This is a genomic window from Pseudarthrobacter defluvii (assembly GCF_030816725.1).
Lineage (GTDB): Bacteria > Actinomycetota > Actinomycetes > Actinomycetales > Micrococcaceae > Arthrobacter > Arthrobacter defluvii_A.
Map to the genome: position 1 here is coordinate 462,614 of NZ_JAUSYG010000001.1, position 19,564 is coordinate 482,177.

Annotated in this window: 15 protein-coding genes and 1 pseudogene; 11 read left to right on the forward strand and 5 right to left on the reverse strand. The window is 65.9% G+C overall.

The genetic code is table 11. The annotated features are described in order from the left end of the window. Positions 1-18 precede the first annotated feature (18 nt). Positions 19-1,464, reverse strand: a complete 1,446-nt coding sequence (locus QF031_RS02110; RefSeq protein WP_307423452.1) for an NAD-dependent malic enzyme — start codon at positions 1,462-1,464, stop codon at positions 19-21. A gap of 223 nt (positions 1,465-1,687) precedes the next feature. On the opposite strand from QF031_RS02110, the gene QF031_RS02115 reads away from it, so the two are divergent. Continuing rightward, the gene (locus tag QF031_RS02115; RefSeq protein WP_307423455.1) at positions 1,688-2,443 is read left to right on the forward strand and encodes an IclR family transcriptional regulator; all 756 of its coding nucleotides are present in this window, start codon (positions 1,688-1,690) and stop codon (positions 2,441-2,443) included. Positions 2,444-2,546: 103 nt separating this feature from the next. Here the strand turns inward: QF031_RS02115 and QF031_RS02120 are convergent, their stop codons facing one another. Beyond that, complete coding sequence (locus QF031_RS02120; RefSeq protein ID WP_307423458.1) at positions 2,547-4,058, reverse strand: nucleobase:cation symporter-2 family protein; 1,512 nt, start codon at positions 4,056-4,058, stop codon at positions 2,547-2,549. Between the two features lie 136 nt (positions 4,059-4,194). Then, positions 4,195-5,103 carry a factor-independent urate hydroxylase gene (gene pucL / locus QF031_RS02125; protein ID WP_307423460.1) on the reverse strand — a complete coding sequence of 303 codons (909 nt, stop codon included), beginning with the start codon at positions 5,101-5,103 and terminating at the stop codon, positions 4,195-4,197. 359 nt (positions 5,104-5,462) lie between these two features. Here pucL and QF031_RS02130 point away from each other — a divergent pair, with 359 nt between their 5' ends. Further along, a complete protein-coding gene (locus QF031_RS02130; RefSeq protein WP_307423463.1) occupies positions 5,463-5,669 on the forward strand; it encodes a hypothetical protein in 207 nt (68 codons plus the stop codon). Positions 5,670-6,288: 619 nt separating this feature from the next. Continuing rightward, the gene (locus QF031_RS21415) at positions 6,289-6,795 is read left to right on the forward strand and encodes a family 16 glycosylhydrolase (RefSeq protein WP_370874471.1); all 507 of its coding nucleotides are present in this window, start codon (positions 6,289-6,291) and stop codon (positions 6,793-6,795) included. A 25-nt stretch (positions 6,796-6,820) separates the two neighbouring features. Here QF031_RS21415 and ligD read toward each other — a convergent pair whose 3' ends face one another. Both ligD and QF031_RS02145 read right to left on the reverse strand, forming a co-directional pair. Continuing rightward, on the reverse strand, positions 6,821-8,065 hold the full coding sequence (gene ligD / locus QF031_RS02140) for a non-homologous end-joining DNA ligase (RefSeq protein WP_307423469.1): 1,245 nt from the start codon (positions 8,063-8,065) through the stop codon (positions 6,821-6,823). Positions 8,066-8,096: 31 nt separating this feature from the next. After that, a pseudogene (locus QF031_RS02145) lies at positions 8,097-9,456 on the reverse strand (8-oxoguanine deaminase). A gap of 403 nt (positions 9,457-9,859) precedes the next feature. On the opposite strand from QF031_RS02145, the gene QF031_RS02150 reads away from it, so the two are divergent. From QF031_RS02150 to QF031_RS02185, 8 genes are all read left to right on the forward strand, one after another. Further along, entirely contained in the window at positions 9,860-10,351 is a 492-nt protein-coding gene (locus QF031_RS02150; RefSeq protein ID WP_307423471.1) for a nucleoside deaminase, read from the forward strand. Positions 10,352-10,368: 17 nt separating this feature from the next. Continuing rightward, positions 10,369-11,910 carry an NCS2 family permease gene (locus QF031_RS02155; RefSeq protein ID WP_307423475.1) on the forward strand — a complete coding sequence of 514 codons (1,542 nt, stop codon included), beginning with the start codon at positions 10,369-10,371 and terminating at the stop codon, positions 11,908-11,910. A gap of 98 nt (positions 11,911-12,008) precedes the next feature. Further along, positions 12,009-13,232: an XdhC family protein gene (locus QF031_RS02160; RefSeq protein ID WP_307423478.1), complete on the forward strand. Its 1,224-nt coding sequence runs from the start codon at positions 12,009-12,011 to the stop codon at positions 13,230-13,232. Further along, on the forward strand, positions 13,223-14,158 hold the full coding sequence (locus QF031_RS02165) for an FAD binding domain-containing protein (RefSeq protein WP_307423480.1): 936 nt from the start codon (positions 13,223-13,225) through the stop codon (positions 14,156-14,158). Before QF031_RS02160 ends, QF031_RS02165 begins: the two co-directional genes overlap by 10 nt. Positions 14,159-14,160: 2 nt before the next feature. Next, complete coding sequence (locus QF031_RS02170; RefSeq protein ID WP_307423484.1) at positions 14,161-17,046, forward strand: molybdopterin-dependent oxidoreductase; 2,886 nt, start codon at positions 14,161-14,163, stop codon at positions 17,044-17,046. Positions 17,047-17,078: 32 nt separating this feature from the next. Further along, positions 17,079-18,059 carry an aldo/keto reductase gene (locus QF031_RS02175; RefSeq protein ID WP_307423487.1) on the forward strand — a complete coding sequence of 327 codons (981 nt, stop codon included), beginning with the start codon at positions 17,079-17,081 and terminating at the stop codon, positions 18,057-18,059. A gap of 103 nt (positions 18,060-18,162) precedes the next feature. Further along, a complete protein-coding gene (locus QF031_RS02180) occupies positions 18,163-18,903 on the forward strand; it encodes a HEAT repeat domain-containing protein (protein ID WP_307423490.1) in 741 nt (246 codons plus the stop codon). Continuing rightward, complete coding sequence (locus QF031_RS02185) at positions 18,900-19,550, forward strand: uracil-DNA glycosylase (RefSeq protein WP_307423492.1); 651 nt, start codon at positions 18,900-18,902, stop codon at positions 19,548-19,550. The genes QF031_RS02180 and QF031_RS02185 overlap by 4 nt, the downstream gene beginning before the upstream one ends. The last annotated feature ends 14 nt before the right edge of the window (positions 19,551-19,564 follow it).

The following is a 19,564-nucleotide window of genomic DNA, read 5'->3' on the forward strand; positions in this document are numbered from 1 at the left end:
GCTGGGAAGTCGGGCGGGTCAGGCGGAGGCGAGTGCCGGCTCCGCTGCGGAATCGGCCGGTTCGGCAGCCGTTGCAACGTTTGAGGCCTGGGCTGCGGCCGCAACGGCGGCTGCGACGTCGGCGGTCACGTGCGGGTCGAAAATGCTCGGGATGATGTAGCTCGCATTGAGCTCATTATCATTCACACGGTTTGCGATCGCCTCTGCAGCAGCCACCAGCATTTCCGGGGTGATGTCGCTTGCCCCCACGTCCAGGAGCCCGCGGAAGAGGCCGGGGAAGGCCAGGACATTGTTGATCTGGTTGGGGAAGTCGCTGCGGCCGGTGGCCACCACGGCGGCGTGCCGTGACGCGACAGCCGGGTCTACCTCCGGGGTGGGGTTGGCCATGGCGAACACGATCGCGTCCTGTGCCATGGAGGCAATGTGCTCTTCGCCCAGAATGTTCGGTGCGGACACGCCGATGAAGACATCCGCGCCCACCAGGGCCTGGTGCAGGCTGCCGGAGAAGCCCTCCTGGTTGGTGTTTTCTGCGATCCAGGTGCGGTGGGAATCGTTGTAGGTCTCGCCCTTGTGGATGGCGCCGGAGCGGCCGGCGGCCACGATGTGCCGGGCGCCCTGGGCCTTGAGCAGTTGGATGATGGCGGAGCCGGCGGCGCCCACGCCGGACACCACGATCTTGACGTCCGCGATCTTCTTGTCCACCACGCGCAGGGCGTTGACCAGGGCGGCCAGGGTCACGATGGCGGTGCCGTGCTGGTCGTCGTGGAAGACCGGGATGTCCAGTTCCTCGCGCAGGCGGGCCTCGATCTCGAAGCAGCGGGGAGCGGCGATGTCCTCCAGGTTCACGCCGCCGAAGACGGGGGCCAGGAGCTTGACGGTGCGGATGATTTCCTCCGTGTCCTGGGTATCAAGGCACACGGGCCATGCGTCGACGTTGGCGAACTGCTTGAACAGGGCGGCCTTGCCCTCCATGACCGGAAGGGCCGCGGCGGGGCCGATGTTGCCCAGGCCGAGCACGGCTGACCCGTCGGTGACCACGGCGACGGTGTTGCGTTTGACCGTCAGGTTGCGGGCAGCGGCGGGGTCCTCTGCGATGGCCAGGCAGACGCGGGCGACGCCGGGGGTGTAGGCCCGGGAGAGGTCGTCGCGGTTGCGGAGGGGAACCTTGGGGACGACTTCGAGCTTGCCGCCGAGGTGCATCAGGAAGGTGCGGTCCGAGACGTGCTGGACCGTGACGCCGTCGAGGGCGTTGAGGGCGTCCTTCACGCGTGCGGCGTGGGCGTCGTCGGTGGTGTTGCAGGTGACATCGACTACCAGGGTCTCGTGGTGGGACTCGGTGACGTCAAGTGCGGTGATGGCCGCGCCGGCTGCTCCGACGGCTGCGGCAAGCTCGCTGGTGGCGCTGAAGCTTGAAGGCGCTTCGACGCGCAGGGTGATCGAGTTTCCGGGGCTGGGGTTCGCCATTGAATGTCCTCCTGTAAGGGCCTGGTCCGGCTGCTGCTTTTGATTCGAATGTTTTCGTATTATGGATATTATTATCTACTTTATGGAAAGACAAGCCCCTCTGATTGCGACTGGGGGCCAGCGTCGCGATGGGCACCGGTGTGCGGTATGTTGGGTGTTCTAAGCAATTCTTTTCACGATGCGGATAAGAGTTGTCAGATTCCGAGGCGTAGGAGACGACGGAATGGCAGAAAAAGCCTCTGGTGGGGTGCAGTCGGTAGAGCGTGTCTTCGAGCTGCTCGAGCTCATCACCGACGCCGGCGGTGACGTCACGCTCAGCGAGCTGTCGTCCTCGACGGACCTCCCTTTGCCCACCATCCACCGCCTGCTTCGCACCCTGGTGTCGCTCGGCTACATCCGCCAGCTGCCAAACCGGCGCTACGCCCTCGGCCCCCGGTTGATCCGCCTCGGCGAAGGTGCCAACAAGCAGCTCGGCGCCCTGGCCCAGCCGCAGCTGAAGATCCTCGTGGACCGGCTGGGTGAGACCGCCAATATGGCGGTGCTGGACTCGGACATGGTGATCTACGTATCCCAGGTGCCGTCGCTGCACTCCATGCGCATGTTCACCGAGGTGGGCCGGCGTGCCCACACGCACGCCACCGGCGTCGGAAAAGCCATTCTGGCCCAGCTCGACGACGACACCGTTCGCGGCATTGTTGCCCGCGCGGGGATGCCCACCCCGACCGTCAAGAGCATCGGCGACGTGGATGACCTCCTGGCGGACCTGAAACTCATCCGCGAGCGGGGCTACTCCATTGACGAGGAAGAACAGGAGCTCGGCGTCCGCTGCTTCGCCATGGCGGTGCCCAACGCCCCAACACCCTCTGCCATCTCCGTCTCCGGCCCCGTGTCCCGGGTGGATGAAAACTTCGCCGATAAGGCCGTGCCCATTCTCCGGGAAGCCGCCGAGGCCATCTCCCGCGAGCTGAACCGCACCTGAGGCACGCAAGCGGCATCCCGCCGTCGTTCCCCAACTGCGAAATGGCAGTTCGCAGCAATGTTCCCAGAGAACACTGCCGTGAACTGCCATTTCGCGTCAGGTCTTAGTGGTCTGACGCCTTCTCGGCTGACTGGATGGGGACTTCCTTGCCGTTGCAGTCGATGAGCTTGCCGTCTTCAAAACGGTCGCCGTGCTCAAGGCATGTCAGGTCCTCTTCCCGGATGACCCTGCCGGTGCCCGCAGCGAAGACGGACTGGTACTCCGAGTTGCCGGCCTTGAGGTGGTTGAACAGGAGGTTCAGCAGGATGGCCATGACTGCGGCTGAGCTGATCCCGGAGTGGAAGATGGTGCTGAACCAGGACGGGAACTTGTCGTAGAAGGTGGGCGCGGCGATCGGAATCATGCCGAAGCCGATGGACGCAGCCACGATGATCAGGTTCATGTTGTTCTTGTACTCGACCTTGGCCAGGGTACGGATTCCGCTGGCGGCAACCGTACCGAACAGCACGATGCCGGCGCCGCCAAGAACCGCCGTGGGGACTGCTGCGACGACACGGCCCATGACCGGCAGCAGGCCCAGTAGGACCAGGATCACGCCACCGGCTGCGACGACGTAACGGCTCTTGATCTTGGTGACTGCCACCAGGCCCACGTTCTGGGCAAATGCACTCTGGGTGAAGGAACCGAAGATCGGTGCAATGAGGCTCGAGCCCATATCAGCGCGAAGGCCGGCTGCGATCCGCTTCGAATCAGTGCGGGTACCAACGATTTCGCCCACGGCCAGGATGTCCGCCATGGTTTCTGTCAGGATCACCAGAACCACAATCAGCATGGAAATGATGGCTGCGATCTCGAATGTGGGGGCACCGAGGTGGAAGGGGGTGGGGAACGCAACGATCGGCCCGTTGCCCACCTTCGAGAAGTCAGCCATCCCGGTCACCACGGCGATCACCGTGCCGACAATCATGGCCAGGAGGATGGACAGCCGGGAGATGGTGGCGCTGCCGACCTTGCTCAGCAGCAGAACCAGCGCGAGGGTCACTGCAGCCAGGCCGACATTGGCCATGCTTCCGTAGTCCTCGGCCTTCTTGTTGCCGCCCATGGCCCAGTTTGCCGCGACGGGCATCAGGGTCAGGCCGATCGTGGTGATGACGGTGCCGGTAACCACCGGCGGGAAGAACCTGACGATCTTGGAGAAGACTGGAGCAATGATCAGGCCGATGGCGGCCGAGACCATCACCGCACCAAAGACTGACGGCAAGCCTCCACCGCCGCTGACGATCGCCACCATGGTGGCCACGCTGGCGAAGGACACCCCCTGCACCAAAGGCAGTTGCGAGCCGAAGAACGGAACGCCGATGGTCTGCAGGAGGGTGGCGAGTCCACCCATGAAGAGGGCCGCGGCAATGAGGACGCCGATATCGGCGGATCTCAGGCCCGCGGCCTGGCCCACGATGAGGGGTACGGCAATTATTCCGCCGTACATAGTCAGGACGTGCTGGAAGCCGTAGGCAAAGCTGCTTCCGATTGAGAGCCGCTCATCTTCGGGGCGGTTGAAAGTCGTGCGCTTGCTGCGTTGCTTAGCGCCGGCTTTGAGGGGGTTCTTGATGTTCATGGCAGACTTTCTGGTTCATGGCAGACGTCCTCGTCTGGCTAACGTTGTCTGGCTAACAGGTAAGGCTGTGGGTGGTGCTGGATAAGTTTCGACGGGCTCAACCACCGGTGGTTGAGCCCGTCTGGCCGAGTGGGGCTTAGCAGAAGCCGGCGATACCGGTCCAGGCATTTTCGGCCGGAACGGCATCCTCGCGCAGGACCGTAGCCTCGATCAGGCCGTAGGGGCGGTCGGCTGCGAAGAAGACCTCGTTGGGGTTGTCGAGGCCAAACGGCGAGAGATCCACGAGGAAGTGGTGCTTGTTGGGCATGGAGAACTTGATCTCGTCGATCTCCGGGTGTGCCTCCAGGACCTTGGCGCCCATGTCGAACAGGGTCTGCTGCAGGGCGTGGGAGTAATTCTCCGTGAACCCTTCCAGCAGGAGGCTCTTGACGTCGTCGTAGTTCTTGTTGAAATCGAAGCCGGAGAAGTCCGTGCCGGCCTTGAAGCGCCAACGTGCGGAGACATCAGTTGCCAGGATGCGGTCGGTGGTTTCCGCCAGGGTGGTGTACTTGTCCTTGGGGTACCCGACAAAGCCGGACTGGGTGGACTTCAGCACCGTGAGATCCTTCAAGCCGGAAATAAGGTGTTCGGCGTCACCGTCGCGGACCAGGACAGCGGTCCGGACTTCCTGGCCGTTTCGCACGAAGGAGTGGTCGTGCTCGCTGCCGTGGGCCTGGATCCGATCCCAGGCATAGGACTCGGCGGCCCAGCGCCCGCCGTCGACCCAGCTGAAGTTTGACGTGAAGTGCTCGCCGAGGCGAAGCAGGAAGGCTTCGGGAGAGCCGATGCCTTCCCGGGCGAAGGCGTAGACGGTGTTCTTCTGGGTATCGGTGGGCACGACGTGCCCGTTGTCGCCTTCGAGGTGCGCAGCCTCAAAGTCGCCGCGCAGCTGCGAGGTGACATTGAGGTCTTCGATCTGGTGGCGGTCGGTATCCCGGGTGATCTTGACAACCCGAACCTCGGCCTTGCCGAACTGGTTCCTGCCGAGAATGATCTTGCTGCTCATGGTCTTTTCCCAACTTCCGGTAAGTGGAACCTAGGTTCCATCACTGAAATTAAGCGCGCGTTTCATGCGCGTTCCGATGGAGCCGACCCAACAAAAAAGAGCCGGCATCCTTTGATGCCAGCTCATTACGACCCTGCCTGCTGCTCCCAGGTTACGTGACCTGCGCCACGAGTTGCATATCAGCGTACCTCCCGAAACCGGTGGTGTACATCACAAGTTTAAAAATTGCTTTGTGACCGGTTGTGCCTTGCCGAGGGTGACTGGATTCATGGCGCCTCTATTGACCGCACCTTCCACGCTGCCGTAGCCTTTTCGCATGGTAGAAAATGCTTTTCATAATACGAAATAAGGAGGTTTCAATGTACCAGCAGGACAACCATTCTGTGCCGGCAGCGCCGTCTGCAGGAACCAGTGCACAGGAGTTCTACCTCCCGTTGGGAGGCGGCGTGGACCCCGACCTGTATGTTCCGGAGGACCGCCTGCACGCCACCGGCCGCTTCTCCCGGTGGATCCACTCGTTGCGTACTCCGGCAGTGAAAGCGGGTAAAAGCCGTCCCCAAAGCTGAGTAGGTGCTACTCGGGATTTGCGGAAGCAGGCCTCCTAGGCTTGCACGATAGGCAGCCGACCGCGGGCCTGCAGGCTTCGTCCATGGTCTGGCCACTGCCACCGTGTGCGAGGAAAGGACAGCGATGCCCCAGGCCACAGCCCGCTTGTTGCAGGTCCTGTGCTGTCTGCTGGTCCTTGCAGGGCTGTCGGGAAGTGCCATCCGGTTGCAGGGCCCGCCGGAAGACTCAGCGCCCGGACAGGAGGCATCGGTGTCCGGTACTGACCCCACGGCGGGGCCGGCACTTTCGGAGTCCGAAGATGGCGCTGCGGCGGAGCAACCGGCCGCTACCGGCGGGACAGATGAATCCGCTGCCCAGTCATCGGGAACCGAAGGATCCAGCAAGCCGACCGATGCCCCCGTCGGGGACACGGCAGTTGGTGGGAAAGCCCCAGTGGGTACTCCGGTGGTTGAGGATAAGGCTGCCGGTCCCTTGGGCCCTCCTGGTCCGTGGCGGTTGGTATTCAACGAGGAATTCAACACCTTGAACCGCGCGGTCTGGACGCCCTATTGGTTCCGCGACTGCAATCCCGAATCCAAAAAGAACGGGGTCAAAACCTGCTCAAGCAATGTCACTGTTGTGAACGGCGAAGCCCGCCTCCAGCTTTCTGACCCGAGCTCCGGCTCGCTGCTCTCCACCAATCCGAAGGACGGCGTTCCCGGGCATGCGGGTTTCGAATACACCACGGGTTACGTTGAGGCGCGCATCTTCTTCCCGGGAACCTGCTCGGGCGGCATCGACAATTGGCCCGCTTGGTGGACCACCGGGCAGGACTTTCCTGCGACGGGCGAAATCGACATAGCGGAGCCGCTCAAAGGCACCATGAGCACGGTCTACCACTCCCCGAGCGGGCATCCCGCCAAGTGGTTTATTGGGTGCTACGGGGGTGGGTTCCACATTTACGGTGTGCACCGCAAAGTGGGAAGCAACGACGTCTACTTTGACGGCAAACTTGTATTCTCCTACGCCACGAATGACGGAAATGCGCCCCACTACCTGATTCTGAACGTGGGCCTGTGGGGAGACCGGCAAACCCTTGGCCCGGCCGGAGCCGTAAAGGTGGACTGGGTGCGCGCCTGGCAGTAACCCGGGCGGGACTCACGAGCCGTATTCAGGAACCGGGACGCCCGGGCCACTCCTTGCCGGCCCACGGATCGTAATCCGCAATGAGCTGTTCCTGGCCGGGGCGTTCGGCCTCGGGAACGTGCTGCAGGTTGACCCGCACCCGGTACCAAAGCGAGCTTGAGCCCCGCATGCCATCCACCAGGATGTCGGCGGGCTGCAGGGCATTCACGACGGCGGCGTGCCCGGACTTCCATTCTTCCAGCGCCGCCAGGGCCTCCGGCTTGGTCTTGGTCCGGGCAACCTCGATCAGCGGCATCAGGGACTGCCGGCGGCCGGACCCGTTGCCGCTGCGTGGTGCCTTCTCGGCTGGGCCGAGCTTTTCGGCCAGGGCCAGGAGTCCGTCCAGCCTGCCCACTGCACCATCAATACCGGTATGCGGGTCGCCGATCTCCGCGTACCGCTTCAGCACGGTGGAAACAGTGAACTGATCAGGCCGGACGGTGCGCATCTCGTCCCAGGTGACTGGCGTGGACACCCGGGCATCGGGCAGCGGCCGGACAGAGTAGGCGGAGGCCACCGTCCGGTCCTTGGCGTTCTGGTTGAAGTCCACGAACACGCTCTCACCGCGCTCCTCCTTCCACCAGCGCGCAGTGGCCAGGCCGGGAGCCCGGTTCTCCACCTCGCGGGCCAGGGTTTCAGCCGCCAGCCGGACGTCCTTGTAGGACCACTCGGGAGCAATGCGGACCAGGATGTGCAGCCCACGCGAACCGCTGGTCTTCGGCCATCCCACCAGGCCTACGTCGTCCAGGACCTCCTGCGCCACGTAGGCCACGTCCACGATCTGCGACCAGTCCACGCCCGGCATGGGGTCAAGGTCCACCCGCAGCTCGTCCGGATGCTCCAGGTCCTCCGCACGGACCGGATGCGGGTTCAGGTCCAGGCAGCCGAGGTTGATGACCCATGCCAAACCCGCGGCGTCCCGGATGACAGCTTCCTCGGCCGAGGTCCCGGAGGCGTAGTGCAGGGTGGTGGTATCGATAAAGGGCGGGTGGTTCTCGGGCACGCGTTTCTGGAAGAACGGCTCGGCATCGATGCCTTTCGGGAACCGTTTGAGCACCATGGGCCTGCCGCCCGCGCCCCGCAGCGCACCGTCCGCCACCGCAAGGTAGTAGCGCACCAGATCGAGCTTGGTCAGCCCCGGCTCCGGAAACACCACCTTGTCCGGGCTTGAAATCCGGACTTCAATCCCATCGATATCCAGAACCTCGGGCGGCGTCTTAGACGGAGTCATGGCGCCACGGTAGCAGTTGGGCCCGTGGCCGTCAGCCCTTCACCAGGCGCTTCGCGGCCGCCGAGTGCTCCGCGACGAGCCCGGCCACGTCAAGCCCCGGGATCCGGCCATCCACCACCCGCCAGTGCCCGCCCACCATGACGCGGTCGGCCCGGTCCGCGGCGCACAGGAGGAGGGCAGCGACGGGGTCGTGGCTGCCGGAGAAGCGCAGATCGTCCAGTTTGAACAGGGCCAGGTCGGCCTGCATCCCGGGCGCCAGCTGGCCGAGGCCGGACCGGCCCAGGACGGCGGCGGATCCCCGGGTGGCCCAGCCGAGCGCACGCTCCACCGGCACGTCCGCGCCGTAGCGGAGGCGCTGCAGGTACAGGGCCTGGCGCGCCTCGAGAATCATGTTGGAGGCATCGTTCGACGCCGAGCCGTCCACTCCCAGCCCCACCGGGACTCCGGCGTCCTCCAGTTCCAGCACCCGGGCGGTGCCCGAGGCGAGGCGCATGTTGGAGGTGGGGCAATGCGCGACGCCGGTTCCCGCCGCGCCGAGGCGCGTGATCTCCGCGTCGCTGAAGTGGATTCCGTGCCCCAGCCAGGTGCGCTCCGTCAGCCAGCCCACGCTGTCGAGGTAGTCCACGGTCCGCAGCCCGAACATCTCCCGGCAGAAGTCTTCCTCGTCCAGTGTTTCGGCCAGGTGCGTGTGGAGCCGGACGTCCAGCCGTTCCGCGAGTGCAGCGCTTTCGGCCATGATCTCCTTGGTCACGGAGAACGGCGAGCAGGGGGCCAGGGCAATCTGGACCACCGCGTCCTCGCCGCACTCGTGGTAGCGGTCCACCAAGCGTTCACTGTCCTCCAGCACCACCTCCGGATCCTGCACGGTGGACTGTGGCGGTAGGCCGCCGTCGTCCTGGCCCAGGGTCATGGAACCGCGGGTGAGTGTGGCGCGCATGCCCATCCGGCCGACGGCGGCAACCTCGATGTCGATGGCGTCCTCGAGGCCCGCGGGGAAGAGGTAGTGGTGGTCGGCGGCGGTGGTGCAGCCGGAGAGCAGCAGTTCCGCAAGCGCAACGGTGGTGGCAAGCTCCAGGTCCTTCGGTGCGAGCCGGGCCCACACCGGATACAGGTTCTGCAGCCAGGGGAACAGGGGGGCGTTGGCCACCGGACCCCACGCGCGTCAGGGTTTGGTAGAAGTGGTGGTGGGTGTTGATCAGCCCGGGCAACAGGACGTGGCTGCCGGCGTCGAAGGTCTCCGTGCAGGGTGCGGACGGCTGCTGGCCTGCGGCGAGGACCTCGGCGATGACACCGTCACTAATGACCAATCCACCGGAGGCGTCGAGGCTGTTGGCGCTGAATGCGGCCAGCGGATTCCGGATCCAGAGACGTGCAGGGGAGGGGAGGGGCATGGGCTGTCCTTGTCTGAGCGCAGTTGCAGTAAATCCAGCTCAGTGAGGCCCTGTCTGCTGATCCAGGTTCCCGTGTCCCTCAAACGGGACGGGTGCGACCCACATTAGGTAAGCGGCCGCAGCTGCGCCAACGCTGCTGTTTGTGACCATTTGGCCTGGGCGGCCGTGTGAAGGGCCGGAAACAGGCATTTCACATAGCGAAAATTTAATTCCAGAAAACTATGGCGTGGGCCACAAACCGGTGCTAATCTCAATTCTGCCAAAGGCGGGCACCCGAACCCGGGAAGCTATCTACCAGGCGCAACTTAACCTTCACAGCACATGCTGAAGCCTGGTAACCGTTCGCACCTGGTTCTACTGGTCCTGCGCGGCAACAGGCTTCCCGGCAAAAGGAAGTCGCATCATGAGTACCACCGTCACGGCCGAGCAATTCCTGGCCCGCTCCATCCGGCTGGCAACAGCCAACGTCCTCAACAGCGGCGGCCCGTTCGGCGCCATGATTGTCACGGCGGACGGGCAAACGTTCGACGGCGTCAACCGCGTCACCGCGGACAACGATCCCACCGCCCACGCCGAAGTTACCGCCATCCGCACCGCCTGCCGCGAACTGGGCACCTTCGACCTCAGCGGCGCCGTCCTCTACACCAGCTGCGAGCCATGCCCCATGTGCCTGGCCTCCGCACTCTGGGCGCGGGTCAGCCGCGTTGTCTACGCGGCGGACCGCCACGATGCCGCGTCCGTCGGCTTCGATGACGCCGTCTTCTACGAGTACTTCGACAACCAGGACAGGGATTCCTTGATGCCGGTCTCCAAGCTGGAACTGGGCGATCCCCAGGCACCGGCACCGCTGGAGCCGTTCAACACCTGGAACACGCTCGAATCCAGGATCGACTAATAGGCCCGGCGGCTTCGATGACCATCCTGGACCATTCCCACGAGGAGCATTCGGCTCCAAGCACCACCACCTCCCGGCGGGCGCCGCGCACTTCCACGCAGGCAACCGGAACACCCCGGCCGTCGGCTCCGGAATCCTTCCTGGACCGCTTCTTCCAGGTCACCCGGCGCGGCTCCACCCTTGCCCGCGAATTCCGCGGCGGCCTGGTCACCTTCTTCACCATGGCGTACATCGTCATCCTGAACCCCCTCATCCTGGGCGGGTTCAGCGCGGACAACGCGCCCACCGACGTCGCCGGGGGCTGGCTCTCCGCGGCCCAGGTGGGTGCCGTTACCGGCCTCACCGCCGGCGTCATGACCATCCTCTTCGGCATCATCGCCAACCTGCCGTTCGGCCTCGCCGCCGGCCTGGGCATCAACTCCTTCCTGGCCGTCTCCATGATCCAGGAAGTCACTTGGCCCGAGGCCATGGGCCTGGTGGTGATCAACGGCATCCTGATCGTGCTGTTCGGCGTCACCGGCGCCCGGACGGCCATCTTCCGGGCCGTCCCCAAGGAACTGAAGGCCGCCATCACCGTGGGCATCGGCCTGTTCATCGCCTTCATCGGCTTCGTGGACTCCGGCTTCGTCCGGCCCACCGCTGGCGGCCCGCCCGTCCAGCTGGGCGACGGCGGCTCCATCACCTCCGTGCCCACGCTCGTGTTCGTCGTCGGCCTCCTTGCCATGGGAATCCTCGTTGCCCGCAAGGTTCAGGGCGGCCTGCTCATCGGTATCGTCGGCACCACCGTGCTGGCCGCCGTCGTCGAAGCCATCATGAAACTGGGACCGGCCAGCGCCACCAACCCCGGCGGCTGGCACCTGAACACCCCCGTTCTGTCCGGCCAGCTCGTGTCGGCCCCTGACCTGGGGCTGGTAGGCCAGTTCGACCTCTTCGGCGCGTTCGCCAGGATCGGCGGACTCGCTGCCACCATGCTGGTCTTCACCCTCGTCTTCACCAACTTTTTCGACGCCATGGGCACCATGACCGGCCTGGCCAAGAGCGCCGGCGTCGCGCACAAGGACGGCACGTTCCCGCGGCTCAAGTCCGCCTTCATCGTCGAAGGCTTTGGCGCCGTGGCCGGTGGGGCCACCTCCGGCTCCTCCAACACTGTCTACATCGACTCCGCGGCAGGGATCGGCGAAGGCGCCCGCACCGGCCTGGCGTCAGTGGTCACCGGTGTGCTGTTCCTCGGCTCGATGTTCCTCACCCCGCTGACCAGCGTGGTGCCGCTCGAGGTGGCCGCCGCGGCCTTGGTGGTGGTGGGCGCCATGATGATGGCCCAGATCCGCGAGATCAAGTTCACCAAGTTCACCGTGGCGCTGCCGGCATTCCTCACCATCGTCACCATGGCGCTGAGCTACTCGATCGCCAACGGCATCGGCGTCGGCTTCGTCAGCTGGGCCATCATCGGCGCGGCCTCCGGCAAGGCGAAGAAAATCCATCCGTTGATGTGGGTGGTCAGCGCCGGTTTCCTTGTGTACTTCGCCCGCGGACCAATCAACGCCCTCCTGGGCGGCTAAGCGTTGCCCATTCCCTCCGGGGGCCGAACCAGCCCTTGGCCCGGCCCCCGGAAGGACCGACAATTGACACCACCGCTGCGGAAGAAGGAGCGCCGCCAATGCTTGACTTGATCCCTTCGCTCGGCCCGTGGGTGCCCCGGCTCGCAACCAGGCAGTTCGCCGTAGTCACCATCGTGTCCGCCTCCGGGTCGGTGCCGCGGCCCGTGGGCACCTCCATGCTGGTCGCCGCATCCGGTGACGTCCTTGGCAGCCTGTCCGGCGGCTGCGTGGAAGGCGCCGTGGTGGCGCTCGCTCTTGAGGCAATGGACGACGGCGTCCCGCGCCACGGGACCTTCGGCTTCAGTTCCACCGACGCCTTCGCCGCCGGTCTCACCTGCGGGGGAGAGCTGGGCATCCATGTACAGCCGGTACCCGCCACCGGGCCGGATGCAACCCCACACCCGCTCCGGACGGCACTGCTGCAACTCGCCGAATCAGGCCCGGACCGTCCTATCGCGCTGGTCCGCCTGCTGGGCACTCGAGGAGGTGCCGCCGTCGTACTTTCCGATCCAGGCGCCTTCCGCCTGGCAGCCTCACCGCAGCTGGCCGCGCTGCTGCACGGGGAACCGGCACTGCAGGTGGAATCCCTGGTGCGCAGCGGGGGTGCCGGGCTGGTCCGGCTCACGCAGCCGGGAGAATGCGCCCGGGAGACGTCCGGCCACGCGCAGGCCTCCGGAGAGGCCGCCATCCTGGTGGAGTCCCGGCTGGCCCCACCACGGATGCTCGTGTTCGGCGCCAACGACTTCGGTGCCGCATTGGTCCTGGCCGCCAAGCTGCTGGGCTACCACGTAACCCTCGTGGATGCCCGGCCGGCCTTCGCGTCCCAGCCCCGGTTCGCGGCCGCCGACCAGGTGGTCACTGACTGGCCGCACCGCTACCTGGCAGCGGAAGCGGCCGAGGGCCGGACGGACAGCCGCACCGTGGCGGCCGTTCTGACCCACGACCCCAAGTTCGACCTCCCCCTGCTGGAAGCCGCGCTGGCACTAAACCTCGCCTACGTGGGCGCCATGGGTTCCCGCCGGAGCCACCTGCAAAGGGTTGACCAGCTCCTCAACGCGGGCATCGCGCCGGAGCGCATTGCCCAGCTGCATTCGCCCATCGGACTGGACCTCGGTGCCGTCACCCCTGCCGAAGTGGCGGTGTCCGTCACCGCGGAACTGATCGCCGCCCGCACCCGCGCGGCCACCTGTATACCCCTGCGGGAAACGTCCGGCACCATCCACCACCACCCGGCTGCCCCACGGCCCACAGACCTCAAAAAGCAGGAGATCGCATGGACCTGAACACCATCGAGGCGGTGGTCCGCACCACCGACCCCGCACAATGGCGCGACGGCGACGCCTGGCTGGCTGGCGGCACCGTCCTTTTCTCCTACGGCAGTTACGCGTTCGGGCCGGAGCCGCTCAGGCGCCTGTTGGACCTGGGCGCGGCCGGCTGGACGCCCCTCACCGTCAACGATGACGGGATCGAGCTGGCCGCCACCTGCACCATCGCGCAGCTGTACAGCCTGCCCGTTTCCCCGGAGGTGTCCGGCCATACGTGGCCCGGGCTGGATCTGGTCCGCGCATGCTGCGATTCCTTCGTGGCGTCCTTCAAGGTGTGGAACATGTCCACGGTCGGCGGCAACCTCTGCACCTCGCTGCCCGCCGGGCCCATCATCTCGCTCTGCGCCGGGTTGGACGGGGTTGCCACCATCCTCAGCCCAGGCGGAACCACCCGCAGCATCCCGGTGGCGGAGTTCATCACCGGGGATGCGAAAAACTGCCTGGCACCCGGTGAACTGCTCCGCAGCGTCCACCTGCCGGCGTCGGCCCTTTCCGCGAGGGTGGCCTTCCGCCGCCTGTCGCTGAGCAACCTGGGCCGGTCCGGGGTGCTCCTCATTGGAAGGCTCGACGGCGGAACCTCCTTAACGCTGACCGTCACCGCCGCCACCAAGCGGCCGGTCCAGTTGCGCTTCGACGTACTGCCGGATGGGGACCGGCTGGCCGCCGCGCTGGACGATGCCATTGCGGCAGAGCTCTACCATGACGACATCCATGGCCTGCCTGACTGGCGCCGCGACATGACCTACCGGCTGGCAGAGGAGATCCGCGCCGAGCTTGCGGTGTCTGACGGGACACCGGGTCTGGCGGTCTCCGGCGACTTCTGGCCGCCCCGGCCTGGCGTTGCGCCGGGAACCGGGGCAACCATACTTTCGAAAGGGGCCTGAGCATGGCCATCGACATCAACGGAACCCCTGCCGATGCTGACCCGCGTCCGGGGCAATGCCTGCGCACGTTCCTGCGCGAGCAGGGCAACACCGGCGTTAAGAAGGGCTGCGACGGCGGGGACTGTGGTGCCTGCACAGTGCACGTAGACGGGACGCCGGTGCACAGCTGCATCTATCCGGCGTTCCGGGCCGAAGGACACGCAGTCACCACCATCGAGGGGCTCGCTGGTGCCAGTGGCGGTGACGGGGAACTGCATCCGGTGCAGCAGCAGTTCATGGAACGGCAGGGTTTCCAGTGCGGCTTCTGCACGGCAGGCATGGTGATGACCGCGGCTACGTTCGACGACGAACAAAAGGAGAACCTGCCCCGGAACCTCAAGGGCAACCTGTGCCGCTGCACCGGATACCGTGCCATCGCCGATGCGGTCTGCGGGGACGCCGGCCACCCGAACCCTGCCGGACAGGGTTCCGGCATCGCAGGGGAGCGGCAGCCTGACCCGGAGCCCGGACGCTTGGGCGACGACGTCCCGGCGCCTGCCAGCCGCGCAGTGGTCACCGGCGCCGCCCGCTACACCCTGGACCTCCCAAGGGACCAGCAGCGGGCGCTGCTGCACCTGAAGATCCTGCGCTCGCCGCACGCGCACGCCCGCATTGTCTCGATCGATAGGGAAGCAGCGTTGAAGGTCCCTGGCGTGGTTGCCGTCTTCACCCATGAAGTCGCGCCGGCCCAGCTGTTTTCAACGGCCCAGCACGAACTCTTCACCGATGACCCCGACGACACCCGGGTGCTCGATGATGTGGTGCGGTTCATCGGGCAGCGGGTGGCCGCCGTCGTCGCGGAATCCGTGGGCGCTGCGGAAGCCGGTGTCCGTGCCCTGCGGGTCGAGTATGAAGAGCTTCCGGCGGTCTTCTCACCGCAGGAGGCGCTGCTTCCCGGGGCGCCGCTGGTCCACGGCGATAAGGACGGCACAACGTCCCGTATTGCCCGGCCGGACCACAATGTGGTGGCGGAGCTGCACTCCGAACTGGGGAACGCGGCCGATGGCTTCGCTGCCGCCGACTTCATCCACGAACAGACCTACCGCACCCAGCGGGTACAGCACGTGGCGCTGGAAACCCACGCGGCCACCGCCTCCGTGGACGCCGAGGGGCGGCTGCAGGTCCGCACCTCCAGCCAGGTCCCGTTCCTGGTCCGACGGACCCTCTGCCGGGTGTTCGGGCTGGAGGAGGAGAAGGTGCATGTGGTGGCCGGCCGGGTGGGCGGCGGCTTCGGCGGGAAGCAGGAGGTGTTGACCGAGGACCTCGTGGCGCTCGCGGCCCTTAAACTGCAGCAGCCGGTCCAGCTGGAACTGACCCGCACCGAGCAGTTCACCGCCACCACCACCCGGCACCCGTTCAGCATCAAGCTGAAGGCCGGGGCCAGCAGGGAAGGGCGGCTGACTGCGCTGGAGCTGGACGTGGTGACCAACACCGGCGCCTATGGCAACCACGGCCCCGGCGTCATGTTCCACGGCTGCGGAGAATCCCTGGCTGTCTACAATTGCGCCAACAAGAAGGTGGATGCCCGTTCGGTCTATACCAACACGGTCCCGGCAGGGGCGTTCCGTGGTTATGGGCTCAGCCAGATGATCTTCGCGATCGAATCCGCCATGGATGAGCTGGCGGCCGGGATCGGGATGGACCCCCTGGAGTTCCGCCGCCGGAACATGGTCCGCGAGGGCGACCACATGCTGTCCACCCAGCCCGACCCGGAGGAGGACGTCCACTACGGCAGCTACGGGCTGGACCAATGCCTGGACCTGGTCCGCGACGCGCTGGACCGGGGCAAGGCCCGGTACCGGGAAGCAAGCCTGGACGATCTCGGCCCGGACTGGGTGGTGGGTGAGGGCACTGCCCTGTCCATGATCGACACCGTCCCGCCACGCGGCCACTTTGCCCATTCCCGCCTCCGGCTCCTGCCGGACGGAACGTACCAGGCCGACGTCGGAACCGCCGAGTTCGGCAACGGCACCACCACCGTCCATGCCCAGCTCGCCGCCACGGCACTTTCCACGGAAGCCGCCAGGGTGGTGGTGCGGCAGTCGGACACGGACCTGGTGGAGCACGATACCGGCGCGTTCGGTTCCGCGGGCACCGTGGTGGCCGGCAAGGCCACCCTCGCCGCCGCGGAGGAATTGGCTGTTCGCATCCGGGCTTTCGCCGCGGGAATCCATCAAACCCAGGCCTCCGCCTGCGTCCTTGACGGCGACGCCGTGGTGATCGACGGAACTCCTGTGGCACTGGCTGAACTGGCGCAGGCCGCTGCGGATGCCGGCGTCGAACTCGCTGCCGAGGGGCGCTGGGGCGGTACACCGCGCTCCGTCGCGTTCAACGTGCATGGCTTCCGGGTGGCGGTGAACCGGGGCACGGGCGAACTGAAGATCCTGCAAAGCGTGCAGGCGGCCGATGCCGGCGTCGTCGTCAACCCGCGCCAGTGCCGGGGACAGATCGAGGGCGGGATCGCCCAGGCCCTTGGCGCCACCCTGTACGAGGAAGTTGTGGTGAACGACGCCGGCAAGGTCACCACGGACATCCTGCGGCAGTACCACATTCCTACTTTCGCGGACGTGCCGCGCAGTGAGGTGTACTTCGCTGACACCAATGACAAAGTGGGGCCGCTGGGGGCGAAGTCCATGAGCGAAAGCCCGTTCAACCCCGTGGCGCCGGCGCTCGCCAACGCCATCCGGAACGCCACCGGTGTGCGCTTTGCGTCCCTGCCCATTGCCCGGGACCGGATCTACCTGGGGCTCAAGGAGGCGGGGCTGGCGTCCAGGACGGAACAGTTCTTTCCTAGGCCAGCCGGCGTTAACACTTCCGCTTGTGCGGGCGCAACCCGGGGTCGGATCTGACCCGGGGTTGCATCGTTGCATATAGTCATGGGATGGAACAGCGGATTTTAGGCAAGACCGGACGGAACGTCTCCATTGTGGGACTCGGTACCTGGCAGCTCGGCGCGGACTGGGGCAACGTGGACCCGGCCCAGGCACAGGCCATCCTCGCAGCCTCGGTGGAGGCAGGCGTCACCCTCTTCGACACCGCCGACGTGTACGGCGACGGCAAGAGCGAGCAGGCCATCGGGAAGTTCCTGGCGGATAACCCTGGGCACGGCGTCACTGTTGCCACCAAGATGGGCCGCCGGATGGAACAGCGGCCGGAGAACTATACGCTGGCCAACTTCCGCCAGTGGGTGGACCGTTCACGGAAGAACCTGGGCATGGACACCCTGGACCTGGTCCAGCTCCACTGCCCGCCCACCCCGGTCTACAGCAATAACGAGGTGTACGACGCCCTCGATACCCTTGTGGCCGAAGGTGCCATCCGGAACTACGGCGTTTCGGTGGAGCGTACGGACGAGGCCCTCGAGGCCATCCGCCACGAGGGCACGGCTTCCGTCCAGATCATCCTCAACGCCTTCCGGCTCAAGCCGCTGGACGAAGTGCTGCCTGCCGCAAAGGCTGCAGGGGTTGGCGTCATCGCCCGCGTGCCGCTGGCGTCGGGGCTGCTGTCCGGAAAGTACTCCAAGGACACCACCTTCGCTGAGAACGACCACCGGAACTACAACCGGCAGGGCGAGGCCTTCGACGTCGGGGAAACCTTCTCCGGCGTTGACTACGAGCTGGGGCTCAAGGCAGTCAAGGAGTTCGAGCAGTTGGTGCCGGAAGGTGCCAGCACTGCCCAGGCGGCCATCGCCTGGATTGCTGCCCAGGACGGGGTCACCACCGTCATTCCCGGTGCCCGGAATGTGGACCAGGCCCGGGCCAACGCCGCAGCCGCCGGCGTCGGCGTTGGCAAGGAGTTCGACGACGGCGTTCGCTGGATCTACGACCACTACTTCCGCGAGGCCATCCACCCGCGCTGGTAGCGTTCGCCGCCTGCCCCAAGCCTCGCTTCGCTCGCCACGGGGACCCCGGGCGGCTCTCTTACCCACTCCGCTCGGTGGCACGCCGGCGGCAAGGAGTTCACCGATGGGCAAACGGTCGGATTACCGGGCGGTGCTGGAATCGCTTCCGCCCGGGGAGTGGACCGCCTATCTGAATGCTGAGTCCGGGCTTCCTGGACCCCGCGGCAACCTCGAACTGGCAGCGGCCTTTGCCGACGTGGCGGAGCCGGATCTGGTGCGGCTGTGCGCCGGGAGCCTGGACGAGTACCTGGCCATGTGCGGCGCCATTGGCTTGGGCCGCCTGCTTGTGGAGGGTGGTTCTGACGCAGCCGCAACGCTCCTTGCGCTGGCGGAAGATGACCGCTGGCGGGTCCGGGAGGGTGTTGCCATGGCGCTGCAGCGGCTGGGTGATGCCGATATGCCCGCATTGTGGGCACTGTCCGCTGAGTGGCTTGGTGATGGACCGTTGGTGAAGCGCGCCGTGGCTGCCGGTATCTGTGAACCCCGGCTGCTCCGCGCTTCCGGGGATGCAGGCAGGGCACTCGATGTCCTGGATAAAATCACCACTGCCGTTGCAGGAACCGATCCCGACTTGCGGCGGACCGAGGAGTTCCGCGTGCTGCGGCAGGGGCTCGGCTACTGCTGGAGCGTGGCTGTCGTCGCCGCTCCGGACAAGGGATTCGAGTACCTGGAGAAGTGGGCCGCAAGCCCGGACAAGGACGTGCGCTGGATACTGCGCGAGAACCTTAAAAAGGCGCGCCTTGCCAGGGCTGACCCGGTTGGGGCGGAACGTCTTTCCGCCCGCCTGGAAGAGGCCGGCGAATGACCGACCGTGCCATCACGTCATTCGTAGAGCGGCTTGCAGCCGTGGACCTGGGGCCTGACTGCAACAACTTCTTTAACCACGCGGTTGCGGAGAATGCCCTGCGCCGGCGCAACCTGGAGCTTTACCTGCAGGAGATGCTGGACAGGCGGCCTCAGGTGCTGCTGGTAGGGGAGGCTCCGGGTTTCCGGGGGATGAGGATCACCGGGGTACCGTTCACCAACCGGGTCATCCTCGGAGGGCCAGCCAACAGCTTCGGGCTTTTCGGGCCCGGCAAAGGTTATGTGCTTCCGCCCGAAGCTGCTGGGGTAGCTGCCGAGCCCACGGCAACAGTGCTGTGGCAGGTATTGGAAGAGTTGGGGCTTCTTCCGTTGCTGTGGAGTGCTTTCCCCTGGCACACGCACCAGCCGGGTAAGCCCTTGTCCAACCGCACGCCCAGGCCTTCAGAGACGATGCTGGGGACTCCCTTCTGGCAGGAACTTGCGGCGCTCTTTGGCGTCGATTCCATCGTGGCCGTGGGCAATGTAGCCCAGCACAGCATTCAGCGAAGCGGCCTGGACGTGCCGAAAATCCGGCATCCGGCCCACGGCGGGCGTGCGCGGTTCAAGCAGGGGCTGGAGCAACTGCTGGCTGGTGGGATGCAGGGTTGAGTTGAACCCTTCGC

Bases quoted from the DNA above. Each gene is read 5' to 3' on its own strand.
- QF031_RS02110 (WP_307423452.1), bottom strand. From the start codon at position 1,464: ATGGCGAACCCCAGCCCCGGAAACTCGATCACCCTGCGCGTCGAAGCG.
- QF031_RS02115 (WP_307423455.1), top strand. From the start codon at position 1,688: ATGGCAGAAAAAGCCTCTGGTGGGGTGCAGTCGGTAGAGCGTGTCTTC.
- QF031_RS02120 (WP_307423458.1), bottom strand. From the start codon at position 4,058: ATGAACATCAAGAACCCCCTCAAAGCCGGCGCTAAGCAACGCAGCAAG.
- pucL (WP_307423460.1), bottom strand. From the start codon at position 5,103: ATGAGCAGCAAGATCATTCTCGGCAGGAACCAGTTCGGCAAGGCCGAG.
- QF031_RS02130 (WP_307423463.1), top strand. From the start codon at position 5,463: ATGTACCAGCAGGACAACCATTCTGTGCCGGCAGCGCCGTCTGCAGGA.
- ligD (WP_307423469.1), bottom strand. From the start codon at position 8,065: ATGACTCCGTCTAAGACGCCGCCCGAGGTTCTGGATATCGATGGGATT.
- QF031_RS02150 (WP_307423471.1), top strand. From the start codon at position 9,860: ATGAGTACCACCGTCACGGCCGAGCAATTCCTGGCCCGCTCCATCCGG.
- QF031_RS02155 (WP_307423475.1), top strand. From the start codon at position 10,369: ATGACCATCCTGGACCATTCCCACGAGGAGCATTCGGCTCCAAGCACC.
- QF031_RS02160 (WP_307423478.1), top strand. From the start codon at position 12,009: ATGCTTGACTTGATCCCTTCGCTCGGCCCGTGGGTGCCCCGGCTCGCA.
- QF031_RS02165 (WP_307423480.1), top strand. From the start codon at position 13,223: ATGGACCTGAACACCATCGAGGCGGTGGTCCGCACCACCGACCCCGCA.
- QF031_RS02170 (WP_307423484.1), top strand. From the start codon at position 14,161: ATGGCCATCGACATCAACGGAACCCCTGCCGATGCTGACCCGCGTCCG.
- QF031_RS02175 (WP_307423487.1), top strand. From the start codon at position 17,079: ATGGAACAGCGGATTTTAGGCAAGACCGGACGGAACGTCTCCATTGTG.
- QF031_RS02180 (WP_307423490.1), top strand. From the start codon at position 18,163: ATGGGCAAACGGTCGGATTACCGGGCGGTGCTGGAATCGCTTCCGCCC.
- QF031_RS02185 (WP_307423492.1), top strand. From the start codon at position 18,900: ATGACCGACCGTGCCATCACGTCATTCGTAGAGCGGCTTGCAGCCGTG.